At 31.2% G+C, this 18,556-nt stretch carries 20 protein-coding genes; all 20 read left to right on the top strand.

All coding sequences use genetic code 11. The annotated features are described in order from the left end of the window. Nucleotides 1-14 precede the first annotated feature (14 nt). The 20 genes from RCG18_RS02785 to RCG18_RS02690 all read left to right on the top strand — a co-directional run bounded on the left by RCG18_RS02785 (nucleotide 15) and on the right by RCG18_RS02690 (nucleotide 18,549). Nucleotides 15-2,717, top strand: coding sequence for a penicillin-binding transpeptidase domain-containing protein (locus tag RCG18_RS02785; RefSeq protein WP_308039918.1), 2,703 nt, complete (start codon nucleotides 15-17; stop codon nucleotides 2,715-2,717). Between the two features lie 176 nt (nucleotides 2,718-2,893). Continuing rightward, entirely contained in the window at nucleotides 2,894-3,526 is a 633-nt protein-coding gene (minC, locus tag RCG18_RS02780; RefSeq protein ID WP_308039917.1) for a septum site-determining protein MinC, read from the top strand. A 14-nt stretch (nucleotides 3,527-3,540) separates the two neighbouring features. After that, the gene (minD, locus tag RCG18_RS02775) at nucleotides 3,541-4,338 is read left to right on the top strand and encodes a septum site-determining protein MinD (RefSeq protein WP_308039916.1); all 798 of its coding nucleotides are present in this window, start codon (nucleotides 3,541-3,543) and stop codon (nucleotides 4,336-4,338) included. A 12-nt stretch (nucleotides 4,339-4,350) separates the two neighbouring features. Then, nucleotides 4,351-4,620, top strand: coding sequence for a cell division topological specificity factor MinE (gene minE, locus RCG18_RS02770; protein ID WP_308039915.1), 270 nt, complete (start codon nucleotides 4,351-4,353; stop codon nucleotides 4,618-4,620). A gap of 167 nt (nucleotides 4,621-4,787) precedes the next feature. Further along, a complete protein-coding gene (rodA, locus tag RCG18_RS02765; RefSeq protein WP_308039914.1) occupies nucleotides 4,788-5,906 on the top strand; it encodes a rod shape-determining protein RodA in 1,119 nt (372 codons plus the stop codon). Between the two features lie 13 nt (nucleotides 5,907-5,919). Then, nucleotides 5,920-6,300, top strand: coding sequence for a methylglyoxal synthase (gene mgsA, locus RCG18_RS02760; protein ID WP_308039913.1), 381 nt, complete (start codon nucleotides 5,920-5,922; stop codon nucleotides 6,298-6,300). A 312-nt stretch (nucleotides 6,301-6,612) separates the two neighbouring features. Beyond that, nucleotides 6,613-7,401 carry a M23 family metallopeptidase gene (locus tag RCG18_RS02755; protein ID WP_308039912.1) on the top strand — a complete coding sequence of 263 codons (789 nt, stop codon included), beginning with the start codon at nucleotides 6,613-6,615 and terminating at the stop codon, nucleotides 7,399-7,401. Between the two features lie 17 nt (nucleotides 7,402-7,418). Beyond that, nucleotides 7,419-8,273, top strand: a complete 855-nt coding sequence (locus RCG18_RS02750) for a M50 family metallopeptidase (RefSeq protein WP_308039911.1) — start codon at nucleotides 7,419-7,421, stop codon at nucleotides 8,271-8,273. Nucleotides 8,274-8,474: 201 nt separating this feature from the next. Next, the gene (locus RCG18_RS02745) at nucleotides 8,475-10,331 is read left to right on the top strand and encodes a TIGR03960 family B12-binding radical SAM protein (protein WP_308039910.1); all 1,857 of its coding nucleotides are present in this window, start codon (nucleotides 8,475-8,477) and stop codon (nucleotides 10,329-10,331) included. Further along, nucleotides 10,300-11,013, top strand: coding sequence for a TIGR03936 family radical SAM-associated protein (locus RCG18_RS02740; RefSeq protein WP_308039909.1), 714 nt, complete (start codon nucleotides 10,300-10,302; stop codon nucleotides 11,011-11,013). Before RCG18_RS02745 ends, RCG18_RS02740 begins: the two co-directional genes overlap by 32 nt. 125 nt (nucleotides 11,014-11,138) lie before the next feature. Then, nucleotides 11,139-12,578 (top strand): ribonuclease E/G, encoded by a 1,440-nt coding sequence (locus tag RCG18_RS02735; protein WP_308041953.1) that lies wholly within the window; start codon nucleotides 11,139-11,141, stop codon nucleotides 12,576-12,578. Nucleotides 12,579-12,709: 131 nt separating this feature from the next. Further along, complete coding sequence (gene rplU, locus RCG18_RS02730; RefSeq protein ID WP_308039908.1) at nucleotides 12,710-13,024, top strand: 50S ribosomal protein L21; 315 nt, start codon at nucleotides 12,710-12,712, stop codon at nucleotides 13,022-13,024. A gap of 2 nt (nucleotides 13,025-13,026) precedes the next feature. Next, a complete protein-coding gene (locus tag RCG18_RS02725) occupies nucleotides 13,027-13,353 on the top strand; it encodes a ribosomal-processing cysteine protease Prp (RefSeq protein WP_308039907.1) in 327 nt (108 codons plus the stop codon). Nucleotides 13,354-13,356: 3 nt separating this feature from the next. After that, nucleotides 13,357-13,659, top strand: coding sequence for a 50S ribosomal protein L27 (gene rpmA / locus RCG18_RS02720; protein WP_178906014.1), 303 nt, complete (start codon nucleotides 13,357-13,359; stop codon nucleotides 13,657-13,659). A 377-nt stretch (nucleotides 13,660-14,036) separates the two neighbouring features. Continuing rightward, nucleotides 14,037-15,314, top strand: coding sequence for a GTPase ObgE (gene obgE, locus RCG18_RS02715; RefSeq protein WP_308039906.1), 1,278 nt, complete (start codon nucleotides 14,037-14,039; stop codon nucleotides 15,312-15,314). 108 nt (nucleotides 15,315-15,422) lie between these two features. After that, the gene (yhbY, locus tag RCG18_RS02710; protein ID WP_308039905.1) at nucleotides 15,423-15,713 is read left to right on the top strand and encodes a ribosome assembly RNA-binding protein YhbY; all 291 of its coding nucleotides are present in this window, start codon (nucleotides 15,423-15,425) and stop codon (nucleotides 15,711-15,713) included. Nucleotides 15,714-15,728: 15 nt separating this feature from the next. Then, nucleotides 15,729-16,337, top strand: coding sequence for a nicotinate-nucleotide adenylyltransferase (nadD, locus tag RCG18_RS02705; RefSeq protein ID WP_308039904.1), 609 nt, complete (start codon nucleotides 15,729-15,731; stop codon nucleotides 16,335-16,337). A 46-nt stretch (nucleotides 16,338-16,383) separates the two neighbouring features. Then, nucleotides 16,384-16,950 (top strand): bis(5'-nucleosyl)-tetraphosphatase (symmetrical) YqeK, encoded by a 567-nt coding sequence (gene yqeK, locus RCG18_RS02700; RefSeq protein WP_308039903.1) that lies wholly within the window; start codon nucleotides 16,384-16,386, stop codon nucleotides 16,948-16,950. A gap of 124 nt (nucleotides 16,951-17,074) precedes the next feature. Then, complete coding sequence (locus RCG18_RS02695; RefSeq protein ID WP_308039902.1) at nucleotides 17,075-17,455, top strand: RidA family protein; 381 nt, start codon at nucleotides 17,075-17,077, stop codon at nucleotides 17,453-17,455. Nucleotides 17,456-17,646: 191 nt separating this feature from the next. Beyond that, the gene (locus tag RCG18_RS02690) at nucleotides 17,647-18,549 is read left to right on the top strand and encodes an RluA family pseudouridine synthase (protein ID WP_308039901.1); all 903 of its coding nucleotides are present in this window, start codon (nucleotides 17,647-17,649) and stop codon (nucleotides 18,547-18,549) included. The last annotated feature ends 7 nt before the right edge of the window (nucleotides 18,550-18,556 follow it).

Here is an 18,556-nt window from a genome sequence, read left to right as displayed (position 1 = left end):
GGAATGGTGATTTTATGAAAGGTGATAAAAAAAGAGAATTTACTAGGTACACAGCGTTAATAGTAATTATGTGTCTTATATTTACTGCTATTACCTCACAACTGTTTGTGCTTCAAGTGGTAAAAGGAGAAGAGTATAAAGAAAAGGCAAATAATAAGTCAATAAGAGAGATACCAGATGCTGCACCAAGAGGGAATATTATAGATAGAAATGGAGCAGTACTCGCTAAAAGTGAACAAAGCTATGTTTTGGTTTATAATCAGACGGATGAAAGTGATAAAACATTCTTTGATACTATGGACAAGGTCTTTAAAATTCTGGATGAAAATGGGGAAACGAAACAAGATGATTTCGAGCTTAAAATAGACCCCTTTAGCTTTGTCTTTAGAAGTAATGATGCTCAAACACAAAGAGCGCTTGAAATAAGATTTAAAAGAGATAAAGGTTTAAACGAGGAATTAGAAAGAAAATTGTCTAAAGATAAAAAAAATAAGTTGACCAAAGAAGAACAAGATAAAATTGTAGATGAAGAACTATTAAAGATAACACCTGAAGAAACTTTTAAAAAATTGATAAAACAATATGGAATAGATGATAAGAAATATTCACTAGAAGAGCAAAGAAGATTTATGATAATAAAAGATAAAATGAAAATGCAGAGTTTTTCAGGCTATAAACAGGTAGTTTTAGCAAGCAATATAAAGAAAGAGACTGCATTTAAGTTTAAGCAACTGTTAGATGATCTTCCAGGAATAGATGTTACTACTCAGCCTTTAAGAACTTATCCTAATGGCGAACTAGGCTCTGCTTTTTTAGGTTATATATCTAAAATAGCATCGGATCAGGATAAGTATCAGGAAAAGGGGTATGATATCAGTAGTGATTATGTAGGTACTGCTGGCATAGAAAGTGTATTTGAAGATAGACTTAAAGGATCAAAGGGTGGAAAAATTGTAAAATTAAATAAAAATGGAAGAATTCTTGAGGAGCTTGGAAGAAGAGACCCTTACCCAGGTCAAACTGTTCAGCTTACCATTGACAAAGACGTTCAGGCTGCTGCGGAGAAAGCTTTAGATGATAAAATGGCAGAATTAAGGGCAAACCCTTATGCTCAAATTGGTTCCAATACCACAAATGCCACTAGAGGAGCAGCTGTAGCTATAGATGTAAATACTGGGGCTGTAATAGCTTTAGCCAGCAGACCAGGTTATAACCCTAATTGGTTTGCAGCGCCAGGAGGATTAACGCCAGAACAATACAAACAATTATATCCTGATGTAAATGAAATTGGAAGGCAATTCATTGAACAAAGAGGGCTTACAAGTTATTATCCAGGACAAAGTGAAGAAGATGTGATAAATAAACTCTTTCCTGTGGATAAAAGCATAAAGGATAAAACTGTGAGACAGGATATGCATGATATACTACCTAAACCATTATTTGATTATGCTACTCAATCAAAAAGCATTCCAGGATCTACATTTAAACCAATGACAGCTATTGCTGGACTTGAAAGTGGAGTAATAACTCCAGATTTTGGAGTAAATGATCAAATGTATTTTGATAAGGGGACTGGACCAGGTGGAAGAGTGTGGTTTACTAATGATGGCGCTAATGGCTGGGTAAACTTATCAAAAGCATTAGAAAGATCAAGTAATCCTTACTTTATGACTTTAGGAAAAATGCTTAGAGATTCCTTTGGTGATGATGTATTAGCTAAATATGCATGGAAATTTGGATTAGGTGCTGATCCTAATTCAAAGGTAAAACCATCTACAGGTATAGAAATACCGGAGGCCTTTGGTCAGGTATTCAATAACTGGTCTCTGAAAAATAGATATTCCCAATCATATTTGTGGAATACTATGCAGAGTTTAAAGGCTGGTGGAGATGATAGGGGAAATAAATATACTCCTATAGACTTGTATGACAATGATAAAGATTCAGATAAAGTTAAAACAGCAAAAAGTGATTTAAAAAAGGCAATACAAGATTCCATAAAGGAAGGAGATAAAGCCTTTGATAAAGCTAACTATAAAAATCTGATTACTAATTTAATACAATTAGATCCTCAATATAGCGGAAAAAATATAAGTGAAAAAGAAATAAGTGCTATGTTGAATACTATTTATTATATAACAGTTTCTGATGCAAACAGTCAGATTAGAGCGCCTTTTAATATAGAGGATGCTTCTATAGGTCAAGGTATAAATGAATTTACTCCTGTTCAGTTGGCAAATTACATAGCAACTATTGCCAATGGTGGAACAAGATATAGTGTGCATCTTGTAGATAAATTTTTAGATGCTAATGGAAAAACAATTGAAGAGGTTAAGCCTGAGATTGTAGAAAAAACAGGAGTTAAACCTGAAAATATAGAAGCAGTTAAAGCGGGAATGGCTGCTGTTAACGAAAAAGGTACTGCATCAGAGGCGTTTAAAGGTTTTACAATACAAGCAGCAGGAAAAACTGGTACAGCTACTATATCTAATGCTCAAGAAAGCTTTGGAAGAACAGATACTGCTGTATATGTTGGATTTGCACCTTTAGAAAATCCTAAAATAGCTGTATGCGTTATGATATTTGATGGTGGTCACGGAAGTGGTGCTGCTTATATAGCAAGAGATATATATGATGCATATTTTAATCATAACAATCAAAATAATACGCAAAACAATGGCCAAAATCAATCTACTCAAAATAACAATGGTCAATAGGAATTGAAAATTGAAGGCTATTTTGGCCTTCAATTTTTGTTTTTAATTTTAGATCTGATATATACATACAAAAAACTGCTTGTATATATCTTTTTTTTAAAATTAAATAGGAATTTAGAAGGATTTGAACTTGTTATGTTGAAATATTACATAAGGTGACTTGGTGGAGGTCTAGTATGTTGAACGATAATATAATTATTAAAGGCAATAGAGATGGTATAAATGCAATTATAAATATGAATAAGTTTAAAGATTTTGAAGAAATGCTCGAAACTTTAATTGTAAAGCTCTCGGCAGGAAAAATGTTTTATAAGGGATGTACCCTTAAAATAACCACTCAACTTAAATATATAAATGAAAAAGAATTTCGCAAACTTAAGGATATTTTGTTTGAACAATTCTTAATTAAGGATTGTATATTTGAGGATAAAGATGATAAAGATAACAAAGCTTTCAACGGAATTTATGAAGGTCGTACAAAGTTTTTGCGAAGAACTATAAGAAGCGGTCAAGTTATAAATTACCCTGGAAATGTAGTTATTGTTGGAGACGTTAATGCCGGCGCAGAAATATATGCTGGTGGCAATATAATCGTTCTTGGAGCTTTAAGAGGATATGCACACGCAGGTTATGGGGGAAATCCTAAGGCTATTGTAGCAGCATTTTATTTACAACCTGAAATATTACAGATTGCAGATATAATGACAAGGTCACCAGAGGATAACGTTAAGCCTCCTTATCCGGAAGTTGCTAGAGTTAAAGGTGATACAATAATTGTAGAACCATATTTGCCTAATAAATTTATTTAATGGAGGTAATGTAAATGGGAGAAGCTATTGTAGTAACATCAGGCAAAGGTGGAGTCGGTAAAACTACCACTACAGCTAATATAGGAACAGCACTGGCAGCCATTGGTAAGAGTGTTGTTGTTGTAGATGGTGATACTGGACTAAGAAATTTAGATGTTTTAATGGGACTTGAAAATAGAATCGTTTTTACACTTTTAGATGTAGTAGAAAATAAATGCAGATTAAAACAGGCACTAATAAAGGATAAGAGATTTCCAAATCTATATTTACTTCCTACAGCACAAACTAGAGATAAAGATGATGTGACACAAGAGCAAATGCTTAATTTAGTAAACGAATTAAAGAAAGAATTTGATTATATTATAATAGATTGTCCCGCTGGTATTGAACAGGGCTTTGAGAATGCAGTAGTAGGCGCAGATAGAGCTTTAGTCGTAGTTAATCCTGAGGTAACATCTGTTAGAGATTCTGATAGAGTTATTGGAAAACTGGATGCTAAGGGATTAGAAGACCATCAATTAATTGTAAATAGAATAAACTATCAAATGACTAAAAATGGAGATATGCTAGATGTTAACGACATTCTCGACAGCTTAGCAATAAAGCTAATTGGTGTAGTTCCAGATGATAGAAGCATCACTATTTCTACAAATAAAGGGGAGCCTGTAGTTTTAGATAATAAAGCAATTTCAGGACAAGCTTTCAGAAATATAGCAAAAAGAATAACTGGTGAAACAGTTCCTTTTATTGAACTAAGCGATGGAAATGAGGGCATATTTTCATCAATAAAAAAATTATTTGGTATTAAGTAGGGAGGTTGTAATATGGACTTATTTAAAATATTTTCCACAAAACCTTCCCCTAAGGATATGGCAAAAGAAAGACTAAAATTGATTTTAATACATGATAGGGCTCATGTTCCTCCAGAAATACTAGAGTCTATAAGAGAGGATATATTAAAGGTTATTTCTAAGTATTTTGAAATTGATAATGAAGAAATCGATGTAAAGATGGCTAAAATGGAGGAGCTTCCAGGAGAGTCGCCAGCTTTAATTGCAAGTATACCAATTAAGAAAATGAAAATGAATAAATAAATTGTTATTCATATAACTAACGCCTCTAATACCTCATTTTATGTAAGATGGAGTATTAGAGGCGTTAGTTATTGAATAAACAGAGTTCTTGGCATCGGATAAAATTGTACATAGATTTTTTTTTTCAGTATGGTATAATCATATTTGTATTGGAGGGATAAATTGATATGCTAGATAAAATAATTATTAGTAGAAAACTTCTAAGAGAACTAGATTTTACAGTTATAATAGCTGTTATACTTATAGTAGTATTTGGAACCATGAATATATATAGTGCTACGCATTTAAGATATGGAAACAGTTTTACGAGAAACCAGCTTATTTGGTTAGTTGTAGGGTTAATACTTACTTATTGTATTTTGATATTTGATTATTCTATAATTCAAGGATATGCTAATATAATATATTGGTTTGGGATTTTTCTACTTATATTAAATGATACGATATTTAAATCTACTGTCAATGGAGCTTCATCTTGGATGAAAATAGGAGGATTTTCTATGCAGCCTTCCGAGTTTGCCAAGCTAGGTATGATAATAATGCTTGCAAAGCAATTGGATAGTATGGAGGGAAAAATTAACAATGTGAAAAATTTCTTCAAATTGGCTGCTTACGCTGCACTTCCTATGCTTTTAATAGTAATTCAGCCTGATATGGGGATGACTATGGTTTGTTTTTTTATTGTCCTAGGAATATTTTTTGCAGCTGGATTAGATTTAAAAATAATAGGCGGCGGAATTATGAGTTTAATTGCACTTGTTGCTATAGTCTGGAACTCACCTCTAATGGAGGACTACTGGAAAAACAGATTAATTTCATTTATAAATCCAGATGCATATGATTTAGGCATTAGCTACCAGCTTAAACAGTCTCAAATAGGAATAGGATCTGGTGGAATCCTAGGCAAAGGATTCTTAAAAGGCACCCAGATAGCAGGAGGATTTATTCCAGAAGCTCATACAGATTTTATTTTTTCTGTTGTAGGAGAAGAATGGGGCTTGTTTGGAGCAATAATTTTATTAGTGCTCTATGGAATAATTATCTATAAACTTATAAAGATAGCCCAAAATTCTAAAGATAGATTTGGATCTATAATTTGTGTAGGTGTAGTTTCTACTATGATGTTTTCTATATTACAAAATATAGGTATGACTATAGGGTTAGTGCCTATAACCGGTATTACGTTATCATTTATGAGTTACGGAGGCAGCTCCATGCTAACAGGCTTTATGAGCTTAGGACTTGTTTTAAATATAGGAATGAGAAAAAAGAAAATCAATTTTTAGGGGGATGAATGTTATGAGAATTGCTTTTGTTGCACATGATAAAAAGAAAGATGACATGATAGAATTTGTAAAAAGATACAGAGACATTTTTGAAATGCATGAATTATTTGGTACGGGAACAACAGGAAGTCTTGTAACTGAAATTACTGGATTAAAAGTTCATAGATTTCTTTCAGGACCTTTAGGAGGAGACCAGCAAATAGGTGCAAAAGTAGCACAAGGAGAGATGGATTTTATAATTTTTTTAAGAGATCCTCTTACTTCTCAGCCACATGAACCAGATGTTAATGCATTACTACGAATATGTGATGTTCACTGTGTACCCCTTGCAACTAACTTAGGCTCAGCAGAAGTTTTTGTAAAGGCATTAAAGAATCGTCAAGAATCTAAATAGTTTTGTACAAGCTCTAGCAAGTAATTTGCTAGAGCTTATTTTCTAGTTTGAAATCTCATAATATTGCCCCATTATATAGATTGCTAAGAGTGTTTAGGTATCTTAAAGTCATAAAACTATAGATTTTAAAATATATATAATATATCAGTAACTATGTGAAGTTACATTATACGAACAGTTTATCCGATGTTTACCGCCACTAACAAAGTGGCGCTACGATCTTGGATAACGGATTCTTGGTTTCAGATGGAATTTAAAATTCATCTGAAACCAAGAATCCTGTTAATAAAAAATTGGGAGGCAATTTTATCTATGGGAAATTATAACTCAGAGTACGAAAGTTATTATAATTCTTTAAAAAAGAGCAGCAAGACAAGGTATTTTCCATCTTATAATAAAAGTTTTGGCTATAATAATACAGAAAAATTTAAAAAAAATTATTGGTTATCAAGAATAACAAGAGACTTAATAGGTGTGCTTATTCTATTTATGATTGTTTTAAGCTGTAAGTTAATAGTAACACCTAAAACTCAGGCGGTATACAATTATTCTAAACAAATTCTAAATCAAAACTATGAATATACTAATTTAAAAGAGAAATATAAAAGTATAGATATTAGAAAATTTCAAGACAAGATTATTAATATAATTGAAGAGATAAGAAGTAAAGTTACTGGAAATGAAACTGTGGATAACAAGATTAAAAATGAATTTGTACTTCCTGTAGCAGGAATAGAAACATCTCCTTTTGGGTATAGGGAGGATCCCATGACAAAAGAAAAAAAGTTTCACGAGGGAGTAGACATTGATGCTAAGGAAAATACAGAGGTAAAAGCCGCTTATAGTGGCAGAATAAAAATTTGTGGTGAGGATAAGCAGTTAGGTAAGTATATTCTGATAGATCATGGTGGTGGCATAGAAACTAAATATGGACATTTAAATGAAATACTTGTAGGAAAAGAAGATGCGGTTAAAAAGAGTCAGATTATAGCCAAAAGTGGCAATACGGGCAAATCTACTGGACCGCATCTTCATTTTGAGCTTTTATACATGGGAGAAAATAAAAATCCAGATGATTATTTTAATATAGCCAAAAAATAATGTATAGAGGTAATTCTGTGGTTAAAGTAAGTAGGTATTTTGTTCCTTATATAATATTTTTAATTGTTATAGGATACAAAGGACAATTAATTTATTCTTTTTTTATTGTTATTATTCATGAATTTGTTCATTATTTGGTTGCTAGATATTATAATTTTTCCGGTTTTGATATAGAACTTATGATTGTTGGGGCGGCATTAAGATTTAGAGAACTTGATGAGGCATCTCCAAAAGAAGATTTAATTATATCTATATCTGGACCTATGGCAAATCTAGTTCTATGTATTGTTTTTTTTATTTTACATAAGGAATTTCCCTGTAGGGAACTCTATATGTTATTTCAAGGGAATTTGGCTATAGGATTATTTAACCTTATTCCTGCATTCCCATTGGATGGTGGAAGAATATTAAGAGATATATTGAACTTTAAGTTTATGTATAAAAAGTCTAATAAAATAATGATTACTACTAGTATAATTATTGGATCAGTAATTATGCTTATTTATATATTGTTATTCTTAAAAGGCAATAATAGTTTTAGTATAGGAATAATAGGTATATTTATTATAATATCATCACTCAAAGAGAATGAAAGGATATCATATATAATTATGGGAGATATTATAAAAAAGAAATATAAATTTATATATAGGGGTTATATTGAAAATAAGAATACCTCTATATATTATAAAAAAGATTTATTAAGTGTAATGGCTCTATTTGATAAAAATAAATATAATGTTTTCACAGTTCTAGATGAAGAGATGAAAGTTATGGACATAATTTATGAGGAAGAAATAATTAGCGCTTTAAAAACCTATGGGAATATTACCATAGAAGAATTTATGAAAATAGAAAACAACGAAAGATAAACAGAGTTCTTAGCATAAGATAAAATTTTAATTTTACCTTATGCTTAGAAATCGTTATCCAGGGACGTAACCGCTCTTTATTCTCACTTCTAGAAGTGAGAATATTAGAGCGGATAGTCATCGGATAAAAATTATATTTTAAATTTATAATTTATTATGTTAGAATATAAAAATGTGATATACACAAGAGGAGGATTTTCAATGAATAAGGTTACTGATGATATATTGTTTAAAGTAGAAAAACCTGCGCGTTATATAGGTGGAGAGTTAAATTCTTATAATAAAGATAAAAATAAAGTAGATATTCGTTTTGCATTTTGTTTTCCAGATGTTTATGAAGTAGGAATGTCACATTTGGGGATGAAAATTCTTTACCATATTTTAAATGAAAGAAAAGATACTTATTGTGAAAGAGTTTTTGCTCCATGGCCTGATATGGAAAAGCAAATGCGAGAGAATAATATTCCTCTTTATGGATTGGAAAGCAAAGATCCTATAAATAACTTTGATTTTATTGCTTTTACACTTCAATACGAAATGAGTTATACTAACATACTAAATATGTTGGATTTAGCTGGTGTACCTATAAGGGCTTCAGAAAGAGGAGAGGATGATCCTATTGTATTTTGTGGAGGTCCTTGCGCTTATAATCCTGAGCCACTTTATGATATAGCTGACTTCTTTGCTATAGGCGAAGGAGAGGAGCAAATGGAAGAGATTATGGATCTTTATAGAAAGTATAAGGGTAAGAGTAAAAAAGAATTTTTAAGAGAGGTATCACATATACAGGGTATTTATGTTCCATCACTCTATTCAGTAGAATATAAAGAAGATGGAACAATAAAAGAATTTAAGCCTCTATATGATGATGTACCAGCAGTAGTTAAAAAGAGAATAATAAAGAACTTTAATGATGTAGTTTATCCTAAAAACTTAATTGTTCCCTATACTGAGATAGTACATGATAGAATAACTTTAGAAACCTTTAGAGGATGTACTAGGGGATGTAGATTCTGCCAAGCAGGAATGATATATAGACCTGTGAGAGAAAAGAGCACAGATAAACTTTTAGAAACAGTAGAAGAACTTTTAAAGAATACAGGATATCCAGAAATATCATTAACATCATTAAGCATCTGTGATTACTCAGATTTACAAAATCTAATTCATAAATTTATTGAAAAGTATGAAAAAGAAAAGGTAGGAGTATCTCTACCATCATTAAGAATAGATTCTTTCTCTGTGGATCTAATAAATGAAATACAAAAGGTTAGAAAAACAGGATTAACATTTGCACCAGAGGCTGGTTCACAAAGAATGAGAGATGTTATAAATAAAGGGGTAACTGAGCAGAATTTAATGGATTCAGTAAAAAATGCTTTTGAATCTGGTTGGTCCACAATAAAACTATATTTTATGATAGGATTACCATATGAAACTATTGAAGATGTGATAGGTATAGCAGATTTAGCTGAAAAAGTAACAGATCAGTACTTTAAAGTTCCGAAAGATAAGAGAAAGAAAGGGTTAAAGGTTACTGTAAGCACTGCTATATTTGTTCCTAAGGCCTTTACTCCGTTCCAGTGGGTGCCACAAATAAGAATGGAAGATGTGAAGGAAGAAATAAAAGCATTAAGAGGAGCTATAAAAAGCAGAAGTATTTCTTACAACTGGCATGAAACTCCTGTGAGCTATTTAGAAGCTATATTTGCAAGAGGAGACAGAAGAGTCTGTGATGTTTTAGTAAAGGCTTTTGAAAAAGGAGCTAAATTTGACGGCTGGTCAGAGTATTTCAACTATGACGCATGGATGGAAGCTTTTAAAGAATGTGGAGTAGATGGAGATTTTTATTCATATAGAGAAAGAAGTTATGATGAAATACTTCCATGGGATTTCTTAGATATAGGGGTTTCCAAAGAATTCTTAATAAGAGAAAATGAAATGGCAAAAAAAGCAGAGTTAACACCTGATTGCAGAATGGGGTGTACAAATTGTGGAGTAAACACTAAATTGGAAGGGAAGTGCTTTGAGGGTGCGATATTTAATAAAATTCAGTAAAGAAGATAGTATAAAATTTGTAGCTCATTTGGATTTAATGAGAACGATACAAAGAATGATGAAAAGATCAGGACTTCCAGTTCAATATTCCAAGGGATTTAATCCTCATATAAATATGTCACTAGCACAACCGTTGGCAGTAGGAGTTTATTCCTCAGGAGACTACCTTGATGCTGCATTTGATGAAGAGTTAGATGAAAGTACAATAGTGGAAAAATTAAACTTAAGTGCACCTATGGGTATAAAAGTATTTGAAGCTGTAAAAATAAAAGAAGAGCAAAATAAAAAAGTTTTTAAGTCCATGGCGGCAATAGATGCAGCAAAGTACACTATAAAGGTAAAATATAATAGTGTAGAATTTTTGAATCAAGATATGGAAAAGTTGCTAAATGCTCAACAATGGGAAACTATAAAGAAAAGTAAAAGTGGAGAAAGTAAAGTTAATATAAAATCGATGATTAAAGAAATTAAGTATGAAATAGTTGATAATATTTTAATTATACACACAACTGTTTCTTGCGGAAGTAGAGAGAATTTATCATCAGAGCTTTTAGCGAAATTCATTCAAGAAAATACCAGAGAAGCAAAGGTTGATGCGTTTGTGGATATAAAAAGAGAAGAAATGTATGCATTGGTGAAAAGGAAATTAGTTCCGCTATACAAATATGCAAAAATACTATAGTTCAAAGGTCGAAAGTTAACTTTCTAGTTATTTTCCTTATATAGAATTTCTAGTCCAAATTTTGGCTTATAGTTTAGCTTTGGTTAAATTATAAGCTTTGTTTTACAGAAAAGAAGGTGGGTATGTTGAAAGAAATATTTATAGAAAGACAAAAGGAACTTTTAAGAATTGCAATAAAAGAAAAGGACGAATTAAAGGAGTGCTTAATTGAAGAAGAAACTGGAGAACCTTATCCTGGAGAGATTTATAAAGGTATAGTTAAGAATATTGTACCTGCTATAAAATGCGCTTTTATAGATATAGGCCATAAAAAAAATGTATATATGTATTTAGACGAAAAGTTCAAAAATACAAAATTAAAAAAAGGCGAAGAAATATTAGTGCAGGTAATCAAGGAGGATTTGGGGAGTAAAGGGGCTAAAGTTAGTAATATATTAAGCTTGCCAGGGACATATTGTGTTTTAGAAACTATTAATAAAGATGTAAGTTTTTCAAAAAAAATAACTGATAATGATATAAAAAATTATATTGCCCAAAACTTAAAAAAGCCTACAGATATAGGTGTGAAAATAAGAACTAATGGAGTAGATGCTTCAATAGATGTAATAAACGAAGAAATAAATAGGCTTTATGATTTATATTCAAATATGCGCAATAAGGCCAAATATTCTACTGGTGTTGGTCTATTATTTGATGATGGTGGCATTCTAGGAAGAGTATTAAGAGATAAGCTAAGTGGAACTAATTTAAAGATATATGTTGACAATGAAGCGGATTATAATTATATAAGTAAATTTTCACGTAGTATAATTGATGCAAAAATTAATATAAAACTTCATAAAGAAAGTAGAACCTTATTTGCTTACTATGGTATCGAAAGGGAGATATTGAGTTTAAGAAATAACAAAACTATGCTTCAATGTGGCGGATACATAATTATTGATAAAACGGAAGCAATGTATGTTATAGATGTTAACTCTGGTAAGAACGTTAAGGGCAGTTCAATACAGAAGACAACATATGTTACTAACTACCAAGCAGCACAAGAGGTTGCAAGACAAATAAGACTTAGAAATTTAAGTGGTATTATAGTTGTAGATTTCATAGATATGGATGATGAAAATAACAAACAAAAGATATTGAATTTATTAAAAGAAGGATTTCTTGGGGATAAGAATAAAACCATAATATATCCTTTTACTGAACTAAATTTAGTTCAGATTGCAAGAAGAAGATCAGGAAAATCCATATATGAATACATAGAAGAAGATTGTGGTATATGCAGTGGAAAGGGTAAAAGAATAAAGTTATCTTACATGTGTATGCTCATAAAAAATGAAATTTTTAGAATTGATGAACAAAGAGAAATAAAAGATTTATATATTGAGTTAGATGAAAACTATAAAAAGGATATAGAAGGAGATATATTAAGTTTTATTAAAAATATAAGTGCTTTAGATAAAAAAGTATACATTAATTATATTAAAGGAGAACATTTTAAAGTTGAACCACTAATATTTATGAATCAAATAGAAAACCTGCAGATTTTTAAAGTTTATGGCTAAAAAAACTTTACAAGCCATTACATATGTGTTAGAATGGCATTTGTAGACCGCACAGAGAAGGTTATGTAAATCATAAGCAGGCATATGTTTATGTACCTTAATTGGCGAGACTGGATTGAGGAGGTGTTTTGATGTACGCAGTTGTAGTTACTGGAGGAAAGCAATACAGAGTTGCACAAGGAGACGTTATATACGTTGAAAAGTTAAACGCTGAAGTTGATACAACAGTTGAGCTTGACAATGTTCTTGTAGTAAGCAAGGAAAGCGGAGAGTTAGTTGTTGGAAAACCTGTAGTTGAAGGAGCTAAAGTTACTGCTAAGGTTTTAGCTCAAGGAAAAGGCAAGAAAATACTTGTTTTCAAGTATAAGAGAAAGAAAGACTACAGAAAGAGACAAGGTCACAGACAACCATATACAAAACTTCAAATAGAAGCAATTAATGCTTAATTATGGTTACTGTAGACTTTAAGAAAAAATCCTGTAATTTGGTTTCAGTTGCTTTAAAAGGTCATGCAGAATCAGTAGATGAAGGGTACGATTTAGTATGCTGCGCTGTTTCTAGCATATCTCAAACTATCTTAATAGGAATAGTTGAGGTTTTAAAGTTAAAGATTGATTACTCTATAGATGATGGCTTTTTAAGCTTTTCATTAGAAGACTTATCTATTGATGAGATAAAAGAGTGTCAAGTACTTATGGAAACTATGTTACTTGGTTTGAAAAGTGTAGAATTAAGTTACGATGAATATATAAAAGTTAAAGTAGAGGAGGTGTAGTACATGTTACTTATGAACCTTCAGTTATTTGCTCATAAAAAAGGAGTAGGTAGCTCAAGAAACGGTAGAGACAGTGAATCCAAAAGACTTGGTACTAAATGTGCTGATGGACAATTCGTTTTAGCTGGAAACATACTTGTTAGACAAAGAGGAACAAGAATCCATCCAGGAAATAACGTAGGCAAAGGTAGTGACGATACTCTTTTCGCTAAAATCGACGGAGTAGTTAAATACGAAAGAGTTGGAAAAGATAAGAAAAGAGCTAGCGTATACCCTGTAGTTGTTGAAGAAGCAATAGCAGAATAGTTTTAACATAAAGCACCCTTAAATAGGGTGCTTTTTTAAAGCTTTAAAGAGTTGAACAAAATTCCACAAAAGAACAATAATTTTAGCAAATTTTGTGGTATTATATAAGCAGGATATTAGAGAAGAATAAGTTTGGGTTTATTAATAAAATTAACATAATCCTTATAGGTATTTTTTAAAATGCTATATTAAAAAATAATGTTTAGCTAACAATATATTCAATTAACTTTTAAGATAGAAACATATAAATTTGAAAGAAATCGCGTAAAGCATTCATATATATATTTTTATGGATTCAGTTTATGGGAATAATAATATTTAAATGCATAGATGCACAAAAATTTTAGTAGTTAACTATAAAAAAGGAGTGAATACTTATGTTCGTAGATACAGCCAAGATATTTGTTAAATCCGGAGATGGAGGAAATGGATCTATTTCTTTTAGAAGAGAAAAATATATACCTTTAGGTGGACCCGATGGAGGAGATGGAGGAGATGGAGGAAATGTTATTCTTGTAGCAGATCCAAATATGACTACTCTTTTAGACTTTACATATAAAAAGAAATATGTAGCTGAAAGAGGTGGCAATGGAGAAGGCTCTAAATGTTTTGGTAAGGATGGAGAAAATTTATATATAAAGGTTCCTATGGGAACGGTAGTAAGGGACATTGCTACTGATAAAATAATGGTTGATTTATCTCATTCAGGAGATGAGTACGTAATAGCAAAAGGAGGAAGAAAAGGAAGAGGAAACGTAAGGTTTAAAACAGCTACTAGACAGGCGCCAGATTTTGCAGAACCAGGTATGCCTGGTGAAGAGAGATGGGTATCCTTAGAGCTTAAAGTTCTTGCAGATGTTGGTTTACTAGGATTCCCAAACGTAGGAAAATCGACTTTACTTTCAGTAGTAACAAAGGCTAAACCTAAGATAGCTAATTATCATTTTACTACTTTAAATCCTAACCTTGGAGTTGTAGATATGCCAGGAGTTCCAAGCTTTGTAATTGCTGATATTCCAGGAATAATAGAAGGAGCTTCAGAAGGAGTAGGACTTGGAATAAAGTTTTTGAGACACATAGAGAGAACAAGACTTTTAATACATGTTGTTGACATATCAGGAGTAGAAGGAAGAGATCCTTTTGAAGACTTCTTAAAAATAAATGAAGAGCTTAAAAAATATAGTATAAAACTTTGGGATAGACCTCAAATAATTGCAGCAAATAAGAGTGATATGCTTTATGATGAAGAAATATTTGAAGATTTTAAGAAAAAAGTTGGAGAATTAGGATACGACAAAATATTTAAAATATCCGCAGCAACTAAAAATGGAGCAGAGGATTTAATGAAGGAAGCTGCGAGAATACTAAGCACTATTCCTATAGAAGATATAGAGATAAGTGAAGAAGATAAATTTGTACCTGAAGAAAAGAAATTTACTTACACTATAAAAGAGGAAGAAGAAGGCATATTTGTTGTTGAAGGAAGCTTTGTAGATAGATTATTAGCTAGTGTAAATGTAAATGATCCAGATGCATTAAGATATTTCCATAAAGTTTTAGCCAATAAAGGTGTTATTCAAGAACTTGTAGAAATGGGAATTCAAGATGGAGATCTTGTTAGACTTAATGATTTTGAATTTGAATTTTTATTATAATTTGGAGGTTAAAGTCCTAAATGGACTTTAACGGGCTGCCTAGCCTAGGAAACTGGATAGGCAACTCAGTGATTTAATTGCTCAGTGTGACCACAAAAGGAGGAAAATATGATTACAAGCAAGCAAAGAAGTTATTTAAGATCTTTAGCCAATACGCTAAATCCTATATTTCAAGTTGGTAAGGATGGTATAGAGGCGAATTTTTTAAAACAAATAGATGATGCTTTAGAGGCTAGAGAACTTATAAAAGTATCTATATTAAATAATAGTGAGTATAGTGCTAGAGAGGCTTCAGATGAAATCTGCAGTGAATTAGGGTGTGAGGGAGTTCAAAGTATAGGAAATAAAATTGTGCTTTATAAAAGATCCAAAAAGAACCCAAGAATAGAGTTGCCATAAAGCAGGAGCGAATATATGATTAAGAAAGCTATTTTTGGCGGAACCTTTGATCCTATTCATAATGGACACCTTTATATAGCTTACGAAGCATTGTATAAGCTTGGATTAGATAAAATAATATTTATGCCCTCGGGTAATCCTCCACATAAACTTGGAAAAAACATAACTGATGGATTTTTAAGATATGAAATGGTAAAAATGGCGACAAGAGGGGAAGAACGATTTGATATAAGTGACTATGAAATAAAGAAATCTAATCTGAGTTATACTTATGAGACACTAAAATATTTTAATAATATTGAGCCAGACACAGTATGGCATTTTCTTACCGGTGTGGATTGTCTAATGGATATTGATAATTGGATGAACTCTGAAGAGATTTTTAGACTTTGTAAATTTATAGTATTTAACAGGCCGGGGTACAGTATGGAAAATATACAAGAACAAAAAAATAAGGTTGAAAAAAAATACTCTAATGAGATAATATTCTTAGATGTACCTCTTTTAGATATTTCATCAACTAATATAAGAAATGCTGTAATGAAAGAAAAGAATGTAAGTTATCTTTTACCAGAAAGCGTTTATAATACTATTAAACAATTAAATCTTTATTTTCATATATAAGAGAAGTTATATTATTTGCAATTAATTATTTTGGAGTGATTTAGGGATGTGGAGTGAGGATAGAATCCAAGATTATTTAAAACAAAATCTTAAATATAAAAGATATGAACATAGTTTAAGCGTAAGAGATACAGCTGTTAAACTAGCTGAAATTTATAATGTAGATATTGAAAAGGCAAGAATAGCTGGATTAACACATGATTGTGCTAAAAATATGAATGATGATCAACTATTGAATATAGCATCAAATCATAAAATAAGAATAGATGAAGTGTGTCAAGAAAGTCCTCAGCTAATTCATGGAGCAGTTGGAGCTGTGATAGCTAATGAAATTATGGGTATAAGTGATGAAGAAATACTTAATGCTATTTCTTATCATACTACTGGAAGAAAGAATATGAGTATGCTTGATAAAATAATATATATAGCTGATTATATAGAACCATTGAGAAACTTTCCAGGAGTTGAAGAATTGAGAAATATAGCCTTTAAAGATATAGATAAATCACTGCTGAAGTCTTTTGATAATACTATAAAATTTGTCATTGATAGAGGGCAACTTTTGCATTTTGATACTATAGAAGCTAGAAATTATGTACTTTTTATAAAATAATTAAAAAATTTATATACAAAACCGAAGATTTTGATATAATAGTAGTGTTTGAAGAAATTTATAATAAAGAGAAAATAAGTATTAATTTACTTATGTTATTAAAATATTAGGAGGATTTATAATTATGGAAAAGAAAATAATAAGCACAACAAATGCTCCAGGAGCAGTAGGACCTTATTCACAAGCTGTTAAAGTTGGGAACTTAGTATTTACATCAGGACAAATCCCACTAGATCCAGCAACTGGAGAATTAGTTGGTGGAGATGTACAAAAAGCTACTGAAAGATCATTAGAAAACGTAAAAGCTATTCTTGAAGCAGCTGGAACATCATTAGACAAAGTTATTAAAACAACTGTATTCGTAAAGAATATGAGTGATTTTGCTGCTGTTAACGAAATTTACGCAAAGTATTTCCAAAAAGATATGCCTGCAAGATCATGCGTTCAAGTAGTACTTCCAAAGGATGCTTTAGTTGAAATAGAAGTAATTGCATTAGCTGAGTAATCTAACTTACATATGAGAGTGAACTTTTAAAGTTCACTCTTTTATATAGGATTCAAAGCCTTGAAATCCTGTATATATTAAAAATAATTTTAGGTTTAATATTAGTCACGTTCAAATAAATAGCAAGTCAATACGAAAGTATGTTTTGTCTCGTTATTTAATTTGATGTGCCTTAATTGTGAGGAAATAACATGAAGGAAAATAAGCTTATATTTAAGGTTGCAGCTGAAGATGAAGGATTAAAACTTAGAGAGTACTTAAAATCTAAACAAAAGTTATCTAGCAGACTTATAAAAGGTGCAGCTATAGAAGGAAGGATAACTGTAAATGAGAAAATAACTAAGTTAAACTATGTAGTTAAGCATAATGATGAGATAGGGTTTAATGTAGCTAAAGAAGAAGGTCAAAATATAGATCCAGAAAAAATGGATATTGAAGTGGTTTACGAGGACATTGATATCATTGTAGTAAATAAACGACCAGGAATAGTAGTTCATCCTACAAAGAGTTATCCTAATGGAACATTAGCTAATGGCCTATTATACTACTTTAAAGAAAAAGGCGAGAACTGTATTGTGAGACTAGTGAGCAGACTTGATATGGATACATCAGGATTAATTATGATAGCTAAGAATCAATTCTCGCATATGGCCCTGGCACGAGACATGAGCAATGAGAATTTTGAAAAGAGTTATTTAGCAATTGTGCATGGTAATATGAAAGAAAAACAGGGAACTATTAATCTTCCTATATATAGAACTGGCGGAGATACTATAAAAAGAATTGTAGATGAGAGAGGCCAGGAAAGTGTAACGCATTTTAAAGTAGTAGAAAGCTTTAATAAAGGTGATTTGGTAGAGCTTACTTTAGAAACAGGCCGAACACACCAAATAAGAGTACATTTAACTCATCTTGGACATCCGTTATATGGAGACAGTTTATATGGAACTGAGGATGATAGTGATTATATAGAAAGACAGGCCCTTCATGCCTATAAATTAAAATTTCCACATCCAAGAACTGGAGATATCTTAAGTTTAGAGACAGATATACCAGAAGATATGAAAGAACTATTAGATAAAATTAAGAGCTGATGATAAG

Origin of the sequence: Clostridium sp. OS1-26 (genome assembly GCF_030915445.1) — a bacterium.
Lineage (GTDB): Bacteria > Bacillota > Clostridia > Clostridiales > Clostridiaceae > Clostridium_AM.
This window is presented reverse-complemented; position numbering and strand designations above follow the sequence as displayed.